The sequence below is a fragment of the Halorubrum depositum genome, assembly GCF_007671725.1.
Lineage (GTDB): Archaea > Halobacteriota > Halobacteria > Halobacteriales > Haloferacaceae > Halorubrum > Halorubrum depositum.
Genome location: NZ_VCNM01000002.1, coordinates 251,858 through 265,569, shown reverse-complemented (window position 1 = coordinate 265,569; position 13,712 = coordinate 251,858). Strand labels below are relative to the sequence as shown.

The window sequence follows — 13,712 nt, the reverse complement described above, 5'->3', positions numbered from 1 at the left end:
GCGAGCTACGGCGGGCGCTCCAGCTCGAACCGGTCGTCGGTGCTCGCGTACCAGCCGCCGGCGAGCCGGCCGACCGTGTCGAGTCGGTCCATGTCTATCTCCCCGTCCAGCAGCGCGTCTTCGGCGACGTGGGCGTACACGACCTCGCCGAGCACCAGCGTCGAGGTGCCGATCTCGACCGCGTCGTACAGCTCGCACTCGAGGCTCACGGCCGCCGCGGCCACCCGCGGCGCGTCGACCCGCGCCGACGGCGCGCGGTCGATCCCGACGTGGTCGAACTCGCTCTCGCCCGCGTCGAGCGTCGCGCTCGACGCGTTCATCGCCTCGACGACGTCCTCGGTGACGACGTTGACGACGAACGCCTCCGTCTCGAGAGCGTTCGCGAGCGTGTCCTTCGGGTCCGCCGCGGTCGCCACCGGCGAGAAGGCGACGACCGGCGGGTCGATCGCGACGGTGTTGAAGAAGCTGTACGGCGCGAGGTTCTCGCCGGCCGAGCCCCGCGAAGAGACCCACGCGATGGGGCGCGGTGTCACCGCGGTCGAGAGCAGGCGGTACGGCGACCCGAAGGCGTCCGGTTCGCCGTGTCGGTGAGCCGTCTCGGCTTCGGGTAGGTCGTCGCCGGCGGCGCGCTCGTCCGCCATTCAGTTCTCGTACCCCTCCGCGAACGGGTCGATCTCCTCGCTGCCGGGCTCGTCCTCGTCGCGGGTGAACCCCGGCCCCTCCGTTGCCAGCTCGAAGACGAGCCCGTCGGGGTCGCTGAAGTAGATGCTCTTGAAGTAGGTGCGGTCCTTCACCTCAGAGACCCGGACCCCCTGCTCGCGGAGGTGCGCCTGCCACTCGCGGAGCGTCTCCTCGTCTTCGACGCCGAACGCGAAGTGGTGGCTCGCGCCCGGCCCGGGCGCGCCCTGCGAGTTCGGGTACTCGAAGTAGGTGACGTTAGTCCCCGGCTCCCCCTCCGGCGTGGACGAGAAGTAGTAGTGCGGCGTCCCCGGGTCGTCGTAGTTCTGGGTCCGCTTGACCGTGTACCAGCCGAGCGCGTCCTCGTAGAACGCGACCGTCTCGTCCATGTCGGTGCAGATGTTCGTCACGTGGTGCAGTCCGGTGGTGGGTGGGGCGTCGGTCATAGTCGTGTGTCGGGTGGTCGCGGAGTCAGTTAGTGGTACTGGCGGCTCGGAAAAAGCGGTCTGAAAGCGATGCGATCGGTTCGGAGCGTCGCGTTCAGTTCGGAACGCTCGCGTCCGGCTCAGAACAGGCCGAGGCCCAGCGCGTAGGGCCACGCGGTGCCGCCGACGGCGAGCAGCGCGACCGCGGCACCGGCGCCGTAGACGTTCTTGAGGAAGCTCGTCATCTCGCTCTGCTGCTCCTCGGGATCGTCGACCGACCAGAAGTCGTGCATCGTCACGGCGGAGACGAGCAGGAAGACGGCGAGGCCGCCGGCCGCTATCACGGGGAACGCGCCGACGACGACGCCGAGCCCGCCCAGCACGAGCAGGAGGCCGGAGGCGACCACGGAGAAGCGCGGCGCCGGGAGCCCCTTGAACTCGGCGTAGCCGGCCATGGTGTCGACGTCCATGAAGTGGTTCAGGCCCATGAACGCGAGCGTGGCGCCGAACAGGATCCGGCCGAGCAGGAACAGTTCGCCCGCGAAGGGGGAGTCGAGCTGCAGCGGTAGCGTCGTGAATTCAGCTAACATCGTGTAACTACGTATACGGACGTAACCTATTTATCGCTTCCCGGACAATAGGGTAAGCAGGTAACACCGATGTCATCGCAGGAACTCGCCGGCTCCGACCCGGCGGAAACGACCGATGCGGAGCCCGAAACGGATACGTCCTCGAACCCGGCCTCCGCGTGCCCCGTCGTCGACTCGCTGGAACAGATCGGCTCGCGCTGGCGGCTCGTCGTCCTCCACGAGCTGTTGAACGGCGAGTCGCGGTTTAACGAGCTTAAGCGCGAGACGGACGCGAACGCCCGCACCCTCTCGCGCGTGCTCGACGACCTGCAGGAGACGGGCTTCGTCGACCGGCGGTTAGAGGAGGAGTCGCCGGTGGCGACGTACTACAGCCTCACTGATAAGGGCGAGTCGCTCGCGCCCGTCTTCGAGGAGATCGACGAGTGGGCCCACGAGTGGCTCGCCGAGTGCAGCGGGTAGGAACGCGTCGGCGGGATCGTTGATTTCTCATAACCAAAAGCGGTTCACGGTCATTTAGTTGTAAATCGTTGACGCATCGAACGGTTTCAAAGCCCTAAGTCGCCGCCGGCGCACCCGCCGGCCGCCAGAGGCGCTTCGCGCCTCGCTGCCGCCCGGCTGTACGTTATTGACTCTGTTGAACTCCTCGAAGGATGATAGGTTTCTACAGTTGTGCTGAACACGGCGGGCGTATCTGGCACAGGGTTGAGTTCGAATTGGAGGTGCCGGCTCACTCAATCGGGGAGATACGAATTTTTCAAAAATGGATCGCTGATGAGTTACTTCGGTCGGACCTGTCGCTTCCGGCGGTTTGTCCTGGCCTCACGGTGAAGGGACTCTCGGTGGTCGTCCCAAGTTGCGTACTTCGATTTAGGCGTCGCTCCCACGGGAACTTTGCGTCTGGTAGACATGACATTTACCCACATGCTATAGTACCTGCAAGATGATGAATGTTATTCACAGTACCAATCATATATTTAATCAATAGCGACAGATTAGCGCTGACATTGAACGACTGATACTGAGTGAAAGAAACGATAACGTCGTGTTGGCTTCTCGCTCTGTATTCGGCAGTCAGTTTCTGACACAGGTCAAACGGGGTCACATCAACCGCACCTCACGCCTCTCCAGCCTCGTCGCACGCGCTCTCGCCGGCGGCTTTGCCGCCGGCTGTCAGAGGGACCTCCGGTCCCTCACTACTCGCGGGCCGAAGGCCCGCTCGGCGGCGCGCGCCACCGCCCACGTTTATTCATAAACAATTGTCGCTCCCGCTCGCGCCGATTTATATACTGCGGCGCCAGCGGTCGGCTCCCGCCGCCGAAACGCACACCACCCCTCAGCCCGTACAGACTCGCGTGTACGCCGGACTGAAGAACACCTCCTGTTGCCTCTGCGGTCGCGACGAGACCCACACCCGGATCGCGGTGCCGCCGCGGGCGCTCGGGCTGATGGAGAACGGCGACCCGATTTCGTGGCGCGACGTGGTCGGGGCGGTGACGCTCCGCTTCTGCGCCGACGACTGGGAACTCGTGAGCGACCTCGCCATCGAGATGGACGCCCACCCGCTCTCGCGGTGCAACGCGGCGCACGTCTCGCTCGACCTCCGCGAGGACCACGAGGCGCTGTTGTCGGCGGTGAAGGGCGAAACCGACCAGACGGAGCTTGAATCCCGCCTCGCCGCGGAGGCCGAAGCGACGCTCGACGCGGTCGACGACCCCTATACCGAGGAGCGCGACGTGGTCGAGGCGGTCGTGGTGCTGCGCGCGCTGGAGGCGCTCGGCGTCCGCGACCGGCCGAGCGACCCGGTGGCGCCGTAGCCCGGCGCGCGCCTATCCGTCGGCGGTCACCACCTGACCTCGAACCCGTCTATCCCCTTCGCCTCCTCGTACGTCGCGTCGACGTCGTCGACGTCGGCGGCGCGGCTCCCCGTCTCGCACCACGCGACCATCTCGCGGAGCGCCTCCTCCGGCCCCTCGAAGACGGCCTCGACGCGCCCGTCGTCGAGGTTGCGGACCCAGCCGTCGACCCCCTTCTCGCGGGCGGCGTCGCGGGTCGACGCCCGGTAGTAGACGCCCTGCACTCGCCCCGAGACGTACACGTGCGCTCGCGTGCGGTCGGTCATGGGCGGTGCGTGCGCCCGCCGCGGGCTTAAACGCGACGCCGGGCGGTTGATTGATTAAAAACACCGGCCGGCGACCGCCGACCGGCAACCGACGACTTCTAACGAACGGCCGCCGACACGCCGGGTATGGACTTGTTCGGAACCGCGGGGATCCGCGGGAGCGCGACGGAGCGGGTCACCCCCGAGCTCGCGCTCGCGGTGGGACGCGCCGTCGCGGCGGAGATACGGGAGGACGCCGAGGGCGACGGAGACGGGTCGAGCGCGGGCGACGAGCGCCCCGCCGAGATCGTGCTCGCCCGCGACGGGCGCGTCACCGGGCCCGCGCTCGCGTCGGCGATGGAGTCCGGGCTCGCGTCGGGCGGCGTCCGGGTGCTGCGCGCGGGTCGGCTCCCGACGCCGGCGCTCGCGCACGCCTCTCGGGGTCGGTACGGTGTCATGCTCACGGCCTCGCACAACCCCCCGACCGACAACGGGATCAAGCTGTTCCGCGACGGCAGCGAGTTCGACCGCGACGCCGAGCGCGCCGTCGAGGAGCGCGTGGCGGGCGAGGAGCCGCCGGCGGCGTGGGACGCGTGGACCGAGACGGAACGCGTCGACCCGCTCGCCGGCTACCTCGCCGACGTCCGCGCGTACGCGGAGCGGTTCGGTGCGCCGCTCGACGGGCTTCGGGTCGCGGTCGACTGCGGGAACGGGATGGCCGGCCCCGCGACGCCGACCGTGCTCCGCGAGCTCGGCGCCGCCGTCGTCACGCTCAACGGGAACGTCGACGGCCACTTCCCGGGCCGCGGGAGCAAGCCGACCCCGGAGACGCTCCGCGACCTCCGGGCGTTCGTGGCCGACGCGAACGAGGGCGTCGCGGAGCCGGGCCGACCGAGCGCAAACGGCGAGGGCGACGGGACCGACGGCGACGCCGAGGGGTTCGCCTTCGGGATCGGACACGACGGCGACGCCGACCGGATCGTGATCGTCGACGCCGACGGCGAGGTGGTCCACGAGGACACCGTCCTCGCGATGCTCGCGGAGCGGTACACGCGCGAGAGCGACGCCGCCGACCCCGTGGTCGTCACGACCCCGAACGCCTCCGGACGGATCGACGAGCGCGTCCGCGAGGCGGGCGGGCGCGTCGAGCGCGTGCGGCTCGGCGCGCTCCACGAGGGCATCGCCGCGGTCCGGGAGGACGCCACCGAGGCCGGCGCCCTCGGCGAGGCGGGCGCGGTCGGGGAGGCGGGCACCGCCGGAGAGGTGGGTACCGACACCCGCGTCGTCTTCGCCGCGGAGCCGTGGAAGCACATCCACGTCGCCCACGGCGAGTGGATCGACGGCGTCGCCTCGGCGGCCGTGATCGCCCGGCTCGTCGCCGACGAGGGGCTCGACGGCCTCCGCGAGCCGATCACGGAGCGCCCGTACCGCAAGGTAAGCGTCGGCTGCCCGGACGACGTCAAGGCCGACGCGATGGAGCGGCTGGAGACCGCGCTGCCGGCGGCGTTCCCCGACGCGACGGTGAACACCGACCACGGCGTGCGCCTGGAGTTCCCGGACGCGTCGTGGACCCTCGTCCGCCCCTCCGGCACGGAGCCGTACGTCAGGGTGTACGCCGAGAGCGACGGCGTCGACGACCTGATCGCCGACGTCGAGGACGTCGTCGCCGAGGCGGTGAGCGCGGCCGACGACGCGTAACCCCGACGATCGTTCCTTACATACCGCGGATCTGCACAAAAACGGCTCAGACCGGCCCGAGTGGGCGACGTTTCCTCCGCAGCGTTCCGAAAACGTACACTCTCTGGCGCCGAGAGCGACGAATTTATGCCGCGCTCCCACTCCCTTGTACCTGACATGGTATCCGACCTCGATCGGCGGCGGTTCGTCAAGGCGGCAAGCGCAGCGGGCCTCATCGGCCTCGCGGGCTGTAGCGGCGGCCCGAGCGGCGACGGTTCGGACGGGTCCGACGACGGCTCGGACGGCTCCGACGGCGACGACGGGATGGACGGATCCGACGACGGCTCGGACGGCTCCGACGGCGACGACGGCGGAAACGGTCCGGCGGCGAACGTCGGGATGGTGTACGCGACCGGCGGCCTCGGCGACGGGTCGTTCAACGACCAGGCGCAGGAGGGGGCGATACAGGCGGAAGAGGAACTGAACATCTCCTTCCAGGAGGCCCAGCCCGACGAGGTGTCGCAGTTCAGCACGTTCCAGCAGCAGTTCGCGGAGTCGACCGACCCGAACTACGACCTAGTGTGCTGTATCGGCTTCCTCCAGGCCGACTCCCTCGCGGAGACGTCCGAGTCGTACCCCGACCAGGACTTCATGATCGTCGACTCGCTCGTCGAGGGAGACAACGTCGCGAGCTACACGTTCCGGGAGCACGAGGGGTCGTACCTCGCGGGCCTGATGTCGAGCCTGCTCACCACCCGCGACTTCTCGGCGGGCGCGGGCTCGACCGCGGGCGACTCCACGAACGTCGGGTTCGTCGGCGGCGTCGAGTCCGACCTGATCCAGAAGTTCCAGGCCGGCTTCGAGGCGGGCGTCGCCGCCGGCAGCGACGACGTCGACGTCAGCGTCAACTACACCGGGAGCTTCAATGACCCCGCGGCGGGTCGCGAGGCGGCGACCGCGATGTACAACAGCGGCGCCGACATCGTCTACCACGCGGCTGGCAACACCGGCACCGGCGTCTTCCAGGCCGCGCAGGAGCAGGAGAAGTTCGCGATCGGCGTCGACCGCGACCAGTCGATCACGCGCCCCGACTACGCCGACGTCATCCTCGGGAGCATGGTCAAGCGGGTCGACACCGCGGTCTACAACGCGATCGAGGCGACCGTCGACGAGGAGTTCCCCGGCGGCTCGAACGTCGCGCTCGGCCTCGACAACGAGGGCGTCGCGCTCGTCTACGGCGACCAGCTCGGCTCGGAGATCCCCAGCGACGTCCAAGACGAGGTTGCCACCGCGCGCGAGGACATCATCGCCGGCGACATCGACGTCCCGTCGGAAGTCTGAGGTAGCGGTCCGGCGGACCGACTGAACGGAAAGCTGCACGGACCGACGTCGACGACCGGTTCGCGCGCCGACGATTCGCTCACCGACGCTTCGCCCTCCGGTCGAAGTATCGGCCGTTCGGCGTCCCGCTCGGGCCGAATCATATCCAAACATATTCAGCCGCCCTCAAACCAGTGAGTACCAGACCAATGGCCACAGCCGTCCACCTCGACGGGATCACGAAGCGGTTTCCCGGGGTCGTGGCGAACGACGACGTCGACCTCGAAGTCGAGCGCGGCACCGTCCACGCCCTCCTCGGCGAGAACGGGGCCGGCAAGACGACGCTGATGAACGTGCTCTACGGCCTCTACGAACCGACGTCGGGGGAGGTTCGGCTCGACGGGGAGCCGCACGCGTTCGACTCGCCGCGAGACGCGATCGACGCCGGGATCGGGATGATCCACCAGCACTTCATGCTCGTGGACCCGATGACCGTCACCGAGAACATCACCCTCGGCAACGAGCCGCGGAAGTGGGGCGGGCTCGCCGTCGACCGGGCGGGGTCGCGGGAGGCCGTCGTCGACCTCGCGGACCGCTACGGGTTCGACGTCGACCCGGACGCGCGTATCGAGGACGTCTCCGTCGGCGAGCAACAGCGCGTCGAGATCCTGAAGGCGCTGTACCGCGGCGCCGACACGCTGATCTTAGACGAGCCGACCGCCGTGCTGACGCCCCAGGAGGTCGACGAGCTGTTCGACGTGCTCGACGAGCTCACCGCCCAGGGGAAGACGATCATCTTCATCACCCACAAGCTCGGCGAGGCGATGCGCGCGGCCGACGAGATCTCCGTCCTCCGGGACGGGAAGAAGGTGGGGACCGTCGACGCGGAGACGACCAGCCAGGAGGAGCTCGCGGAGCTGATGGTGGGCCGCGAGGTCCTCTTAGACGTCGACCACGGGACCGCGGAGACGGGCGATGTCGTCGCCTCGGCCTCGGACGTCGTCGTCGAGGACGACCGCGGAGTCCGGGCGGTCGACGGCGTCTCCTTCGAGGTCCGGGCCGGCGAGGTGTTCGGGATCGCGGGCGTGGACGGCAACGGCCAGTCCGAGCTCGTTGAGGCGGTGACCGGTCTCCGGACCCCCGACGCGGGCGAGATCCGGTTCCGCGGCGAGGACGTCACGACCGCCTCGCGGCGCCGGCGGATCGAGGCCGGGATGGCGTACATTCCCGAGGACCGCCAGGACCGCGGCCTGGTGATGGAGTTCGACCTCGTCGAGAACGGCCTCCTCGGCAGCCAACACGGCGACGACCTCGCCGCCAACGGCCGGATCGACTGGTCGAAGACGCGGGGACACGCCGAGGCGATCATCGACGAGTACGACGTCAGACCCCCGGACGCCGACGCCGACGCGGAGTCGCTCTCCGGCGGCAACCAGCAGAAGTTCATCGTCGGCCGCGAGTTCGAGCGCGACCCCGAGCTGGTCGTCGCCTCGCACCCGACCCGGGGCGTCGACGTCGGCTCGATCGAGTTCATCCACGAGCGACTCTTAGAGCTCCGTCGCCAAGGCGTGGCGATCCTCCTCGTCTCCTCGAAGCTGGAGGAGGTACAGGGGCTCTCGGACCGCCTCGCTGTCGCCTACGAGGGCGAGTTCGTCGACGTGGTCGACCCGGACGAGACGACCGAGGAGGAGCTCGGCCTGCTGATGGCCGGCGAGCGCCCGGGAGACGACGACGGGGGCGGAGGGGGACCGGCGGCGTCGGAGAGCGGAGACGCAGACGAGACGGGACGGGACGAACCGGCGGATCCCACGGGCCCCACGGACGCCGCGGACGGTGAGCGCGCGTGAGCGCCGCCGACCGCGCGCGGGACGCGCTCTCCCGGCTCGTCGACGCCTCCGCGACCGAGCGGATCCTGATCAGCACGGCGGCGCTCGTCCTCTCCGTGCTCATCGGTGCGGTTCTGGTGCTCGTGGCCGGGCGGATGACGACGTGTACCGCCGGCGAGGCGGTGTACTACTTCGGCACCGGCTTCTGTTACGACCCAGTCGTCGTCTTCGACCGGCTCTTCCTCGGGGCGCTCGGCGACCCGTTCAGCGGCAGTTGGTCGCCGAACGGCCAGTTCGCGGTCACGCTCCGGGAGTCGACGCTGCTGCTGTTCACCGGGCTCTCGGTCGCGCTGGCGTTCCGCGCCGGGATCTTCAACATCGGGACGCAGGGGCAGATGGTCGTCGGCGCGCTGGCGACCGCGCTCGGCGTCCTCTGGGCGTCGTCGCTCGTGTCGGGCGTCGTCGGGACCGTCGTGCTGATCCCGTTCGGGCTCCTCGTCGGCGCGGTAGGCGGCGGGCTGTACGGCGCGGTGCCGGGCCTGCTGAAGGCGTACGCAGACGCCAACGAGGTGATCACGACGATCATGCTCAACTTCATCGCCACCGGCGTCGCGCTGTACCTGGTCAGCGGGATCTTCAAGGACCCCGACAGCGCCGCCAACCAGACCGTGCCGCTCCCCGACTTCGCGCAGTTCCCGGCGCTGTTCTTCGGCGGCCGGCAGGACTTCTCGATCGTCGCGCTCCTGTTCGGGCTCCTCGCGGTCGGCGCGCTGTACTACGTCCTCGAGCACACCGCCTTCGGGTACGACGTCCGGACGAGCGGCGTCCAGCCCGAGGCGGCCGAGTACGGCGGCGTCGACGCCAAGCGCACCGTCGTCGCGAGCCTGACGCTCTCGGGCGCGCTCGGCGGTATCGCCGGCGCGATGTACGTGATGATGGTGCTCGGGACGTTCCAGACGGGGATCCCCGCCTACGGCTTCGACGGGATCACCGTCTCGATCCTCGCCGGCAACAACCCGCTCGGCGTCGGAATCGCCGCCCTCCTGTTCGGCGTTCTGAAGAGCGGGACCACGGTCGTCCAGTTCGCGACCGACGTCCCGCCCCAGCTCGTCGGCGTCCTCCGCGGGCTCATCATCCTGTTCGTGGCGATGCCGGAGTTCTTCCGCCTGATGGCCCGCGGGCTGCCGGGCGCCGGAACGGAACGGAAGGAGGTCGCGACCGACGGCGGGACCGCTGCCGATCGCGGAGGTGAGACCGATGAGTGACGCGGCCGCGGACGGCACCGGCGGCGCCGACGCCTCGGCCGAGCGCGCCGAGGGAGAGGGATTCCTCGAGCGCTACACGACCCGCGCGCTCGTCGCCGGCGCGACGGTCGCCGCCGTCGTCGCGCTGCTCCTCGCCGGGCTGCTGTTCCCGGACTCGCTCGCCGGGACGCTCGCGGACGCGCTCACGAGCCGGAACACGCTCGCGGCGACGCTGCGCCTCTCCGTCCCGATCGCGTTCGCCGCCCTCGGCGGGATCTTCGCCGAGAAGTCGGGCGTGATAAACATCGGCCTGGAGGGGCTCCTGATCATCTCCGCGTTCAGCGCCATCTACGTCGCCGACCTCACCGGCGGGGTGTGGGTCGGCTTCGCCGGCGGCGTCGTCGCGAGCACGCTGCTCGCGGCGCTGTTCGCCGTCGTGACGATCGGGTTCCGCGCGGACCAGATCATCGCCGGGCTCGCGGTGTGGCTCATCGCGCTCGGGCTCGCGCCGTTCGCCTCACAGGTGATCTACGGCAGCCCGAACACGCCGACCGTCGCGACGTCGCCGTCGATCAACGTACCGGTGCTCGCCGACCTCCCGTTCTTCGGCGCGCTCTTCTCCGCGTCGCCGTCGGTGTACCTGCTGTTCGCCGCCGTCTTCGGCTCGTGGTACGTCTTCGAGCGGACGGCGTTCGGCCGGTGGATCCGCGCCAGCGGCGAGAACCCAAAGGCGCTCGACACCGCCGGCGTGAGCGTCACTCGGGTCCGGTACGCGGCGGTGCTGATCTCGGGCGTGCTCGCGGGGATGGGCGGCGCGGCGCTGTCGCTCGACCTCGGCCAGTTCACCGGCAACGGCCCGACGATGGTCAACGGGAAGGGGTTCATCGCCATCGTGGCGTACCTGTTCGGCAACTACAACCCGGTCGGGGCGTTCCTCTCGACGATGCTGTTCGCGGGGCTGGACGCGGTCCAGACCGTGCTCCAGCTCCAGGGGATCGGGATCCCCCGTCAGCTCATCCGGATCACGCCGTTCGTGGTGGTCATCCTCGTCCTCGCGCTGGTGGGCCGGACGCGGCTTCCGGAGGCGGCCGGGGAGCACTACGAGACCGAGGAGTGACCTCGGAGCCGGCGACGGGGGGCAGCGGTCAGCGGCTCACTCGCCATCCGCGTGGTCGCGGACCACGCTCGCCGCCTCGCTGACGGGCCGCTCCGCGAGCTCGGCGAACGAGACGTCGACCGCGTCGAGGTCGACTCCTTCGAGGCGGGCGATCTCGGCGACGTAGTCGGGGGAGTCGAGCGCCGCAATCGTCTCCTCGACCGATTCGGTCGACCGACCGTACCACGAGGCGAGTTCGCCCGCGCCGATCCCCTTGTCGTACGCGACGGCGAGCATCAGCGCGGCGGTCGTCTCCGCCCCGCGGACCTCCGAGAGCCACTCCCGGAGCCGGTCCGTGTCGACGTGGTCGAGTCCGGCCATGGCCGCACGCACGGCCGCGACTCCGTTAAAAACGGCGCCCGGACGGTGGGGGGTGACCGTTGCCAGCGGTCGTCGATCCGTCGCCGCCCGCTGTCGTCGACACATCGGCGGCGGGCGACGATGACCCGTCGCAGTCGGGCGATCCCCTCTCCTCGTGTCGGTCTACAGGGGACCGAATCGGGAACAAAGAGTTTTGCCACCGGGGGAACGACCCACGTGTCATGAGCATCGACGAGTACGACGTCGTCGTGGCCGGCGCCGGGACCGCCGGCTGTTACGCCGCCGCGACGATCGCGAACGAGGGGCTCGACGTCGTCATCGTCGAGCGGAAAGACGAGACGGAGGCGGGCCACATCGCCTGCGGCGACGCGCTGAAGGGCGCCGACGCATTCCCGGAAGCCATCCCGAAGGAGCGGCTCGAGCCGGCGTTCACGAACACCGGCGTCGACCACGGCCGGTTCGAGATCCCGCAGGAGGACACGGTCCTCGAGATCCCCGTCCCGGGGGAGCTCGCGGTCATCGACCGCTGGGAGTACGGCCGCCGGATCATCGCGGGCGCCGAGGACGCCGGCGTCGACTTCCACTACGACACCGTCATCAACGACGTGATCCAGACCGACGGCGGGCGGGTCACGGGCCTGCGCGCGAAGCGGAAGGGCGACCAGGTCACCTACGAGTCCGACCTCGTCATCGACGGCGCCGGGGCGCTCTCGCTGCTGCAGGACAAGGCGGACTTCGAGGGGACGACGTTCGACACCAACGTGCGCTACTCTCAGTTCTGCTCGGCGTACCGCGAGATCGTCGAGGTCCCGGAGCCGGTCGAGTGGGACGACGCCCTGGTGTTCAAGGCGACCGACCGCGCCGCCGGCTACCTCTGGTACTTCCCGCGGACGAGCACCGAGATCAACGCGGGGCTCGGCTTCCAGATGAACGAGGAGCCGATGCAGCTCGTCGAGGCGCTGAAACGCGATCTGCGGAACCGCCCCGAGTTCGAGGGCGCCGAGGTCCGCGACAAGCTCGGCGCCGCGCTCCCCACCCGCCGGCCGTACGACTCGGCGGTCGCGCCGGGGTACATGGCGGTCGGCGACGCGGCGGGCCACGTCAACCCGACGACCGGCGGCGGCATCGCCGGGGCCGCGTACGCCGGCAAGTACGCGGGCGAGCAGGCGGTGAAGGCGGTCTCCGACGGCGACGTGAGCGAGGAGAACCTCTGGCGGTACAACACCCGCGTGATGGACCACTTCGGCGGGCGCTACGCCGGCCTCGACGTGTACAACGTGCTCTCGACCGCGGTCGACGTGGACGACCTGATGGGGCTGCTCGCCGCGCTTCCCGGCGAGAAGCTCGCGGAGGCCCTGTACGAGGGGTCGACGTCGATGTCGTTCGGGCTGAAGCTGAAGGCGGCGGTCAAGAGCTTCGGCTACTGGGGGACGATCCGCAACTTCTACCAGACGAAGTCGCTCGCCGACGAGCTGCTCACGCACTACGAGTCGTACCCGACCAGCCCGGCCGCGATGGCGAACTGGACCGGCGAGCGCGACGCGATCATGGACCGGATCTACGAGACGACGGGCGCCGACGCGAAGTACTGAGGGGCGGTTTCGACTGTTCGGACGGTGTCAGTCCCACGTCACCCACAGCAGGAACCCGAGCGCGACCGTCTGGAACGCGTGGACGACGACGTTCGCCCGCCACGCCAACGGGGTCATGTCGGTCGCGAACCAGCCGGCCAGCACGGGGTGGTACAGGTAGAAGTACAGCGAGAGCGTGTTCTGCGCTAAGAGTACGGCGCCGAACGCCGCCAGCCCCATCGAGTGTTTCGACCGAAAAGCCAGGTAGTTCCGGGCCCAGACCCACGTGAGCGCGGACAGTATCGCGACGTTCGCGGCGACGCTGACGCGGGCGACGTCTATCCACTCCATCGCTCACACCCCGCGGGCGTCGCCGCAGTCGTACCGAGGGATCGTCGCGGTCACAGCGCCAGCCCCTCGGCGATCTCCTCGACGAGGTCCCAGTGGCGCCGCGTCCCGTCCGTCGGGTAGTACACCGTGCCGTAGCCGTCTCCGGTGCGCTCGACGACGCCGTGGTCGCGGAGCACGTCGAGGTGGTGGCGCACCGTCGTGTAGTCCAGGTCGAGGTGCTCGGCCAGCCGGTTCGCGTTCCGCGGGCGGTCGTCGAGCGCCCTGAGGATCCGGACCCTGTTCGGGCCGCCGCGGGTGCCGGTGAGAACGTACCTGAGGGCGGCCTTCATACCCGAACGGAGGGGTTCGCGGCGCCTAAACCTACCGCCGGGAGAAGCGTTCACACCGTCCGTAGGCGCCTCACCACGAGGGTTCCGGGCGGCTGGATCCCGGCCGACCTGATCGCGGTCGGCGAA

15 protein-coding genes are annotated in these 13,712 nt (G+C 69.6%); 8 read left to right on the top strand and 7 right to left on the bottom strand.

The window, feature by feature from the left end; translation table 11 throughout:
- Window positions 1-5 precede the first annotated feature (5 nt).
- The 3 genes from FGM06_RS08815 to FGM06_RS08805 all read right to left on the bottom strand — a co-directional run bounded on the left by FGM06_RS08815 (window position 6) and on the right by FGM06_RS08805 (window position 1,693).
- The gene (locus FGM06_RS08815) at window positions 6-641 is read right to left on the bottom strand and encodes a flavin reductase family protein (protein ID WP_144798894.1); all 636 of its coding nucleotides are present in this window, start codon (window positions 639-641) and stop codon (window positions 6-8) included.
- Window positions 642-1,124 (bottom strand): VOC family protein, encoded by a 483-nt coding sequence (locus FGM06_RS08810; protein WP_144798893.1) that lies wholly within the window; start codon window positions 1,122-1,124, stop codon window positions 642-644.
- 119 nt (window positions 1,125-1,243) lie between these two features.
- Window positions 1,244-1,693: a DoxX family protein gene (locus FGM06_RS08805; RefSeq protein WP_144798892.1), complete on the bottom strand. Its 450-nt coding sequence runs from the start codon at window positions 1,691-1,693 to the stop codon at window positions 1,244-1,246.
- Window positions 1,694-1,762: 69 nt separating this feature from the next.
- Between FGM06_RS08805 and FGM06_RS08800 the strand changes: the two genes are divergently transcribed.
- Together FGM06_RS08800 and FGM06_RS08795 are read left to right on the top strand one after the other, a co-directional pair.
- Window positions 1,763-2,152 carry a winged helix-turn-helix transcriptional regulator gene (locus tag FGM06_RS08800; protein WP_144798891.1) on the top strand — a complete coding sequence of 130 codons (390 nt, stop codon included), beginning with the start codon at window positions 1,763-1,765 and terminating at the stop codon, window positions 2,150-2,152.
- An 893-nt stretch (window positions 2,153-3,045) separates the two neighbouring features.
- A complete protein-coding gene (locus FGM06_RS08795; RefSeq protein WP_144798890.1) occupies window positions 3,046-3,507 on the top strand; it encodes a hypothetical protein in 462 nt (153 codons plus the stop codon).
- Window positions 3,508-3,533: 26 nt separating this feature from the next.
- Here the strand turns inward: FGM06_RS08795 and FGM06_RS08790 are convergent, their stop codons facing one another.
- Complete coding sequence (locus tag FGM06_RS08790; RefSeq protein ID WP_144798889.1) at window positions 3,534-3,812, bottom strand: acylphosphatase; 279 nt, start codon at window positions 3,810-3,812, stop codon at window positions 3,534-3,536.
- A gap of 126 nt (window positions 3,813-3,938) precedes the next feature.
- On the opposite strand from FGM06_RS08790, the gene FGM06_RS08785 reads away from it, so the two are divergent.
- The 5 genes from FGM06_RS08785 to FGM06_RS08765 all read left to right on the top strand — a co-directional run bounded on the left by FGM06_RS08785 (window position 3,939) and on the right by FGM06_RS08765 (window position 10,975).
- Window positions 3,939-5,489: a phosphohexomutase domain-containing protein gene (locus FGM06_RS08785; protein ID WP_144798888.1), complete on the top strand. Its 1,551-nt coding sequence runs from the start codon at window positions 3,939-3,941 to the stop codon at window positions 5,487-5,489.
- 156 nt (window positions 5,490-5,645) lie between these two features.
- Complete coding sequence (locus tag FGM06_RS08780) at window positions 5,646-6,809, top strand: BMP family lipoprotein (protein WP_144798887.1); 1,164 nt, start codon at window positions 5,646-5,648, stop codon at window positions 6,807-6,809.
- A gap of 188 nt (window positions 6,810-6,997) precedes the next feature.
- Window positions 6,998-8,635 (top strand): ABC transporter ATP-binding protein, encoded by a 1,638-nt coding sequence (locus FGM06_RS08775; RefSeq protein WP_144798886.1) that lies wholly within the window; start codon window positions 6,998-7,000, stop codon window positions 8,633-8,635.
- Complete coding sequence (locus FGM06_RS08770; RefSeq protein ID WP_144798885.1) at window positions 8,632-9,879, top strand: ABC transporter permease; 1,248 nt, start codon at window positions 8,632-8,634, stop codon at window positions 9,877-9,879. Before FGM06_RS08775 ends, FGM06_RS08770 begins: the two co-directional genes overlap by 4 nt.
- Window positions 9,872-10,975, top strand: coding sequence for an ABC transporter permease (locus FGM06_RS08765; RefSeq protein WP_144798884.1), 1,104 nt, complete (start codon window positions 9,872-9,874; stop codon window positions 10,973-10,975). Before FGM06_RS08770 ends, FGM06_RS08765 begins: the two co-directional genes overlap by 8 nt.
- 36 nt (window positions 10,976-11,011) lie before the next feature.
- On the opposite strand, the gene FGM06_RS08760 is transcribed toward FGM06_RS08765, so the two are convergent.
- Complete coding sequence (locus tag FGM06_RS08760) at window positions 11,012-11,335, bottom strand: hypothetical protein (protein ID WP_144798883.1); 324 nt, start codon at window positions 11,333-11,335, stop codon at window positions 11,012-11,014.
- 221 nt (window positions 11,336-11,556) lie between these two features.
- On the opposite strand from FGM06_RS08760, the gene FGM06_RS08755 reads away from it, so the two are divergent.
- Window positions 11,557-12,927: a geranylgeranyl reductase family protein gene (locus FGM06_RS08755; protein ID WP_144798882.1), complete on the top strand. Its 1,371-nt coding sequence runs from the start codon at window positions 11,557-11,559 to the stop codon at window positions 12,925-12,927.
- A 27-nt stretch (window positions 12,928-12,954) separates the two neighbouring features.
- On the opposite strand, the gene FGM06_RS08750 is transcribed toward FGM06_RS08755, so the two are convergent.
- Window positions 12,955-13,257, bottom strand: coding sequence for a hypothetical protein (locus FGM06_RS08750; RefSeq protein WP_144798881.1), 303 nt, complete (start codon window positions 13,255-13,257; stop codon window positions 12,955-12,957).
- 50 nt (window positions 13,258-13,307) lie between these two features.
- Window positions 13,308-13,586 carry a winged helix-turn-helix domain-containing protein gene (locus tag FGM06_RS08745; RefSeq protein WP_144798880.1) on the bottom strand — a complete coding sequence of 93 codons (279 nt, stop codon included), beginning with the start codon at window positions 13,584-13,586 and terminating at the stop codon, window positions 13,308-13,310.
- Window positions 13,587-13,712 lie beyond the last annotated feature (126 nt).

Excerpts from the sequence above, each read along its gene's own strand:
- FGM06_RS08815 (WP_144798894.1), bottom strand. The coding sequence starts at position 641 with ATGGCGGACGAGCGCGCCGCCGGCGACGACCTACCCGAAGCCGAGACG.
- FGM06_RS08810 (WP_144798893.1), bottom strand. The coding sequence starts at position 1,124 with ATGACCGACGCCCCACCCACCACCGGACTGCACCACGTGACGAACATC.
- FGM06_RS08805 (WP_144798892.1), bottom strand. The coding sequence starts at position 1,693 with ATGTTAGCTGAATTCACGACGCTACCGCTGCAGCTCGACTCCCCCTTC.
- FGM06_RS08800 (WP_144798891.1), top strand. The coding sequence starts at position 1,763 with ATGTCATCGCAGGAACTCGCCGGCTCCGACCCGGCGGAAACGACCGAT.
- FGM06_RS08790 (WP_144798889.1), bottom strand. The coding sequence starts at position 3,812 with ATGACCGACCGCACGCGAGCGCACGTGTACGTCTCGGGGCGAGTGCAG.
- FGM06_RS08785 (WP_144798888.1), top strand. The coding sequence starts at position 3,939 with ATGGACTTGTTCGGAACCGCGGGGATCCGCGGGAGCGCGACGGAGCGG.
- FGM06_RS08780 (WP_144798887.1), top strand. The coding sequence starts at position 5,646 with ATGGTATCCGACCTCGATCGGCGGCGGTTCGTCAAGGCGGCAAGCGCA.
- FGM06_RS08775 (WP_144798886.1), top strand. The coding sequence starts at position 6,998 with ATGGCCACAGCCGTCCACCTCGACGGGATCACGAAGCGGTTTCCCGGG.
- FGM06_RS08765 (WP_144798884.1), top strand. The coding sequence starts at position 9,872 with ATGAGTGACGCGGCCGCGGACGGCACCGGCGGCGCCGACGCCTCGGCC.
- FGM06_RS08760 (WP_144798883.1), bottom strand. The coding sequence starts at position 11,335 with ATGGCCGGACTCGACCACGTCGACACGGACCGGCTCCGGGAGTGGCTC.
- FGM06_RS08755 (WP_144798882.1), top strand. The coding sequence starts at position 11,557 with ATGAGCATCGACGAGTACGACGTCGTCGTGGCCGGCGCCGGGACCGCC.
- FGM06_RS08750 (WP_144798881.1), bottom strand. The coding sequence starts at position 13,257 with ATGGAGTGGATAGACGTCGCCCGCGTCAGCGTCGCCGCGAACGTCGCG.
- FGM06_RS08745 (WP_144798880.1), bottom strand. The coding sequence starts at position 13,586 with ATGAAGGCCGCCCTCAGGTACGTTCTCACCGGCACCCGCGGCGGCCCG.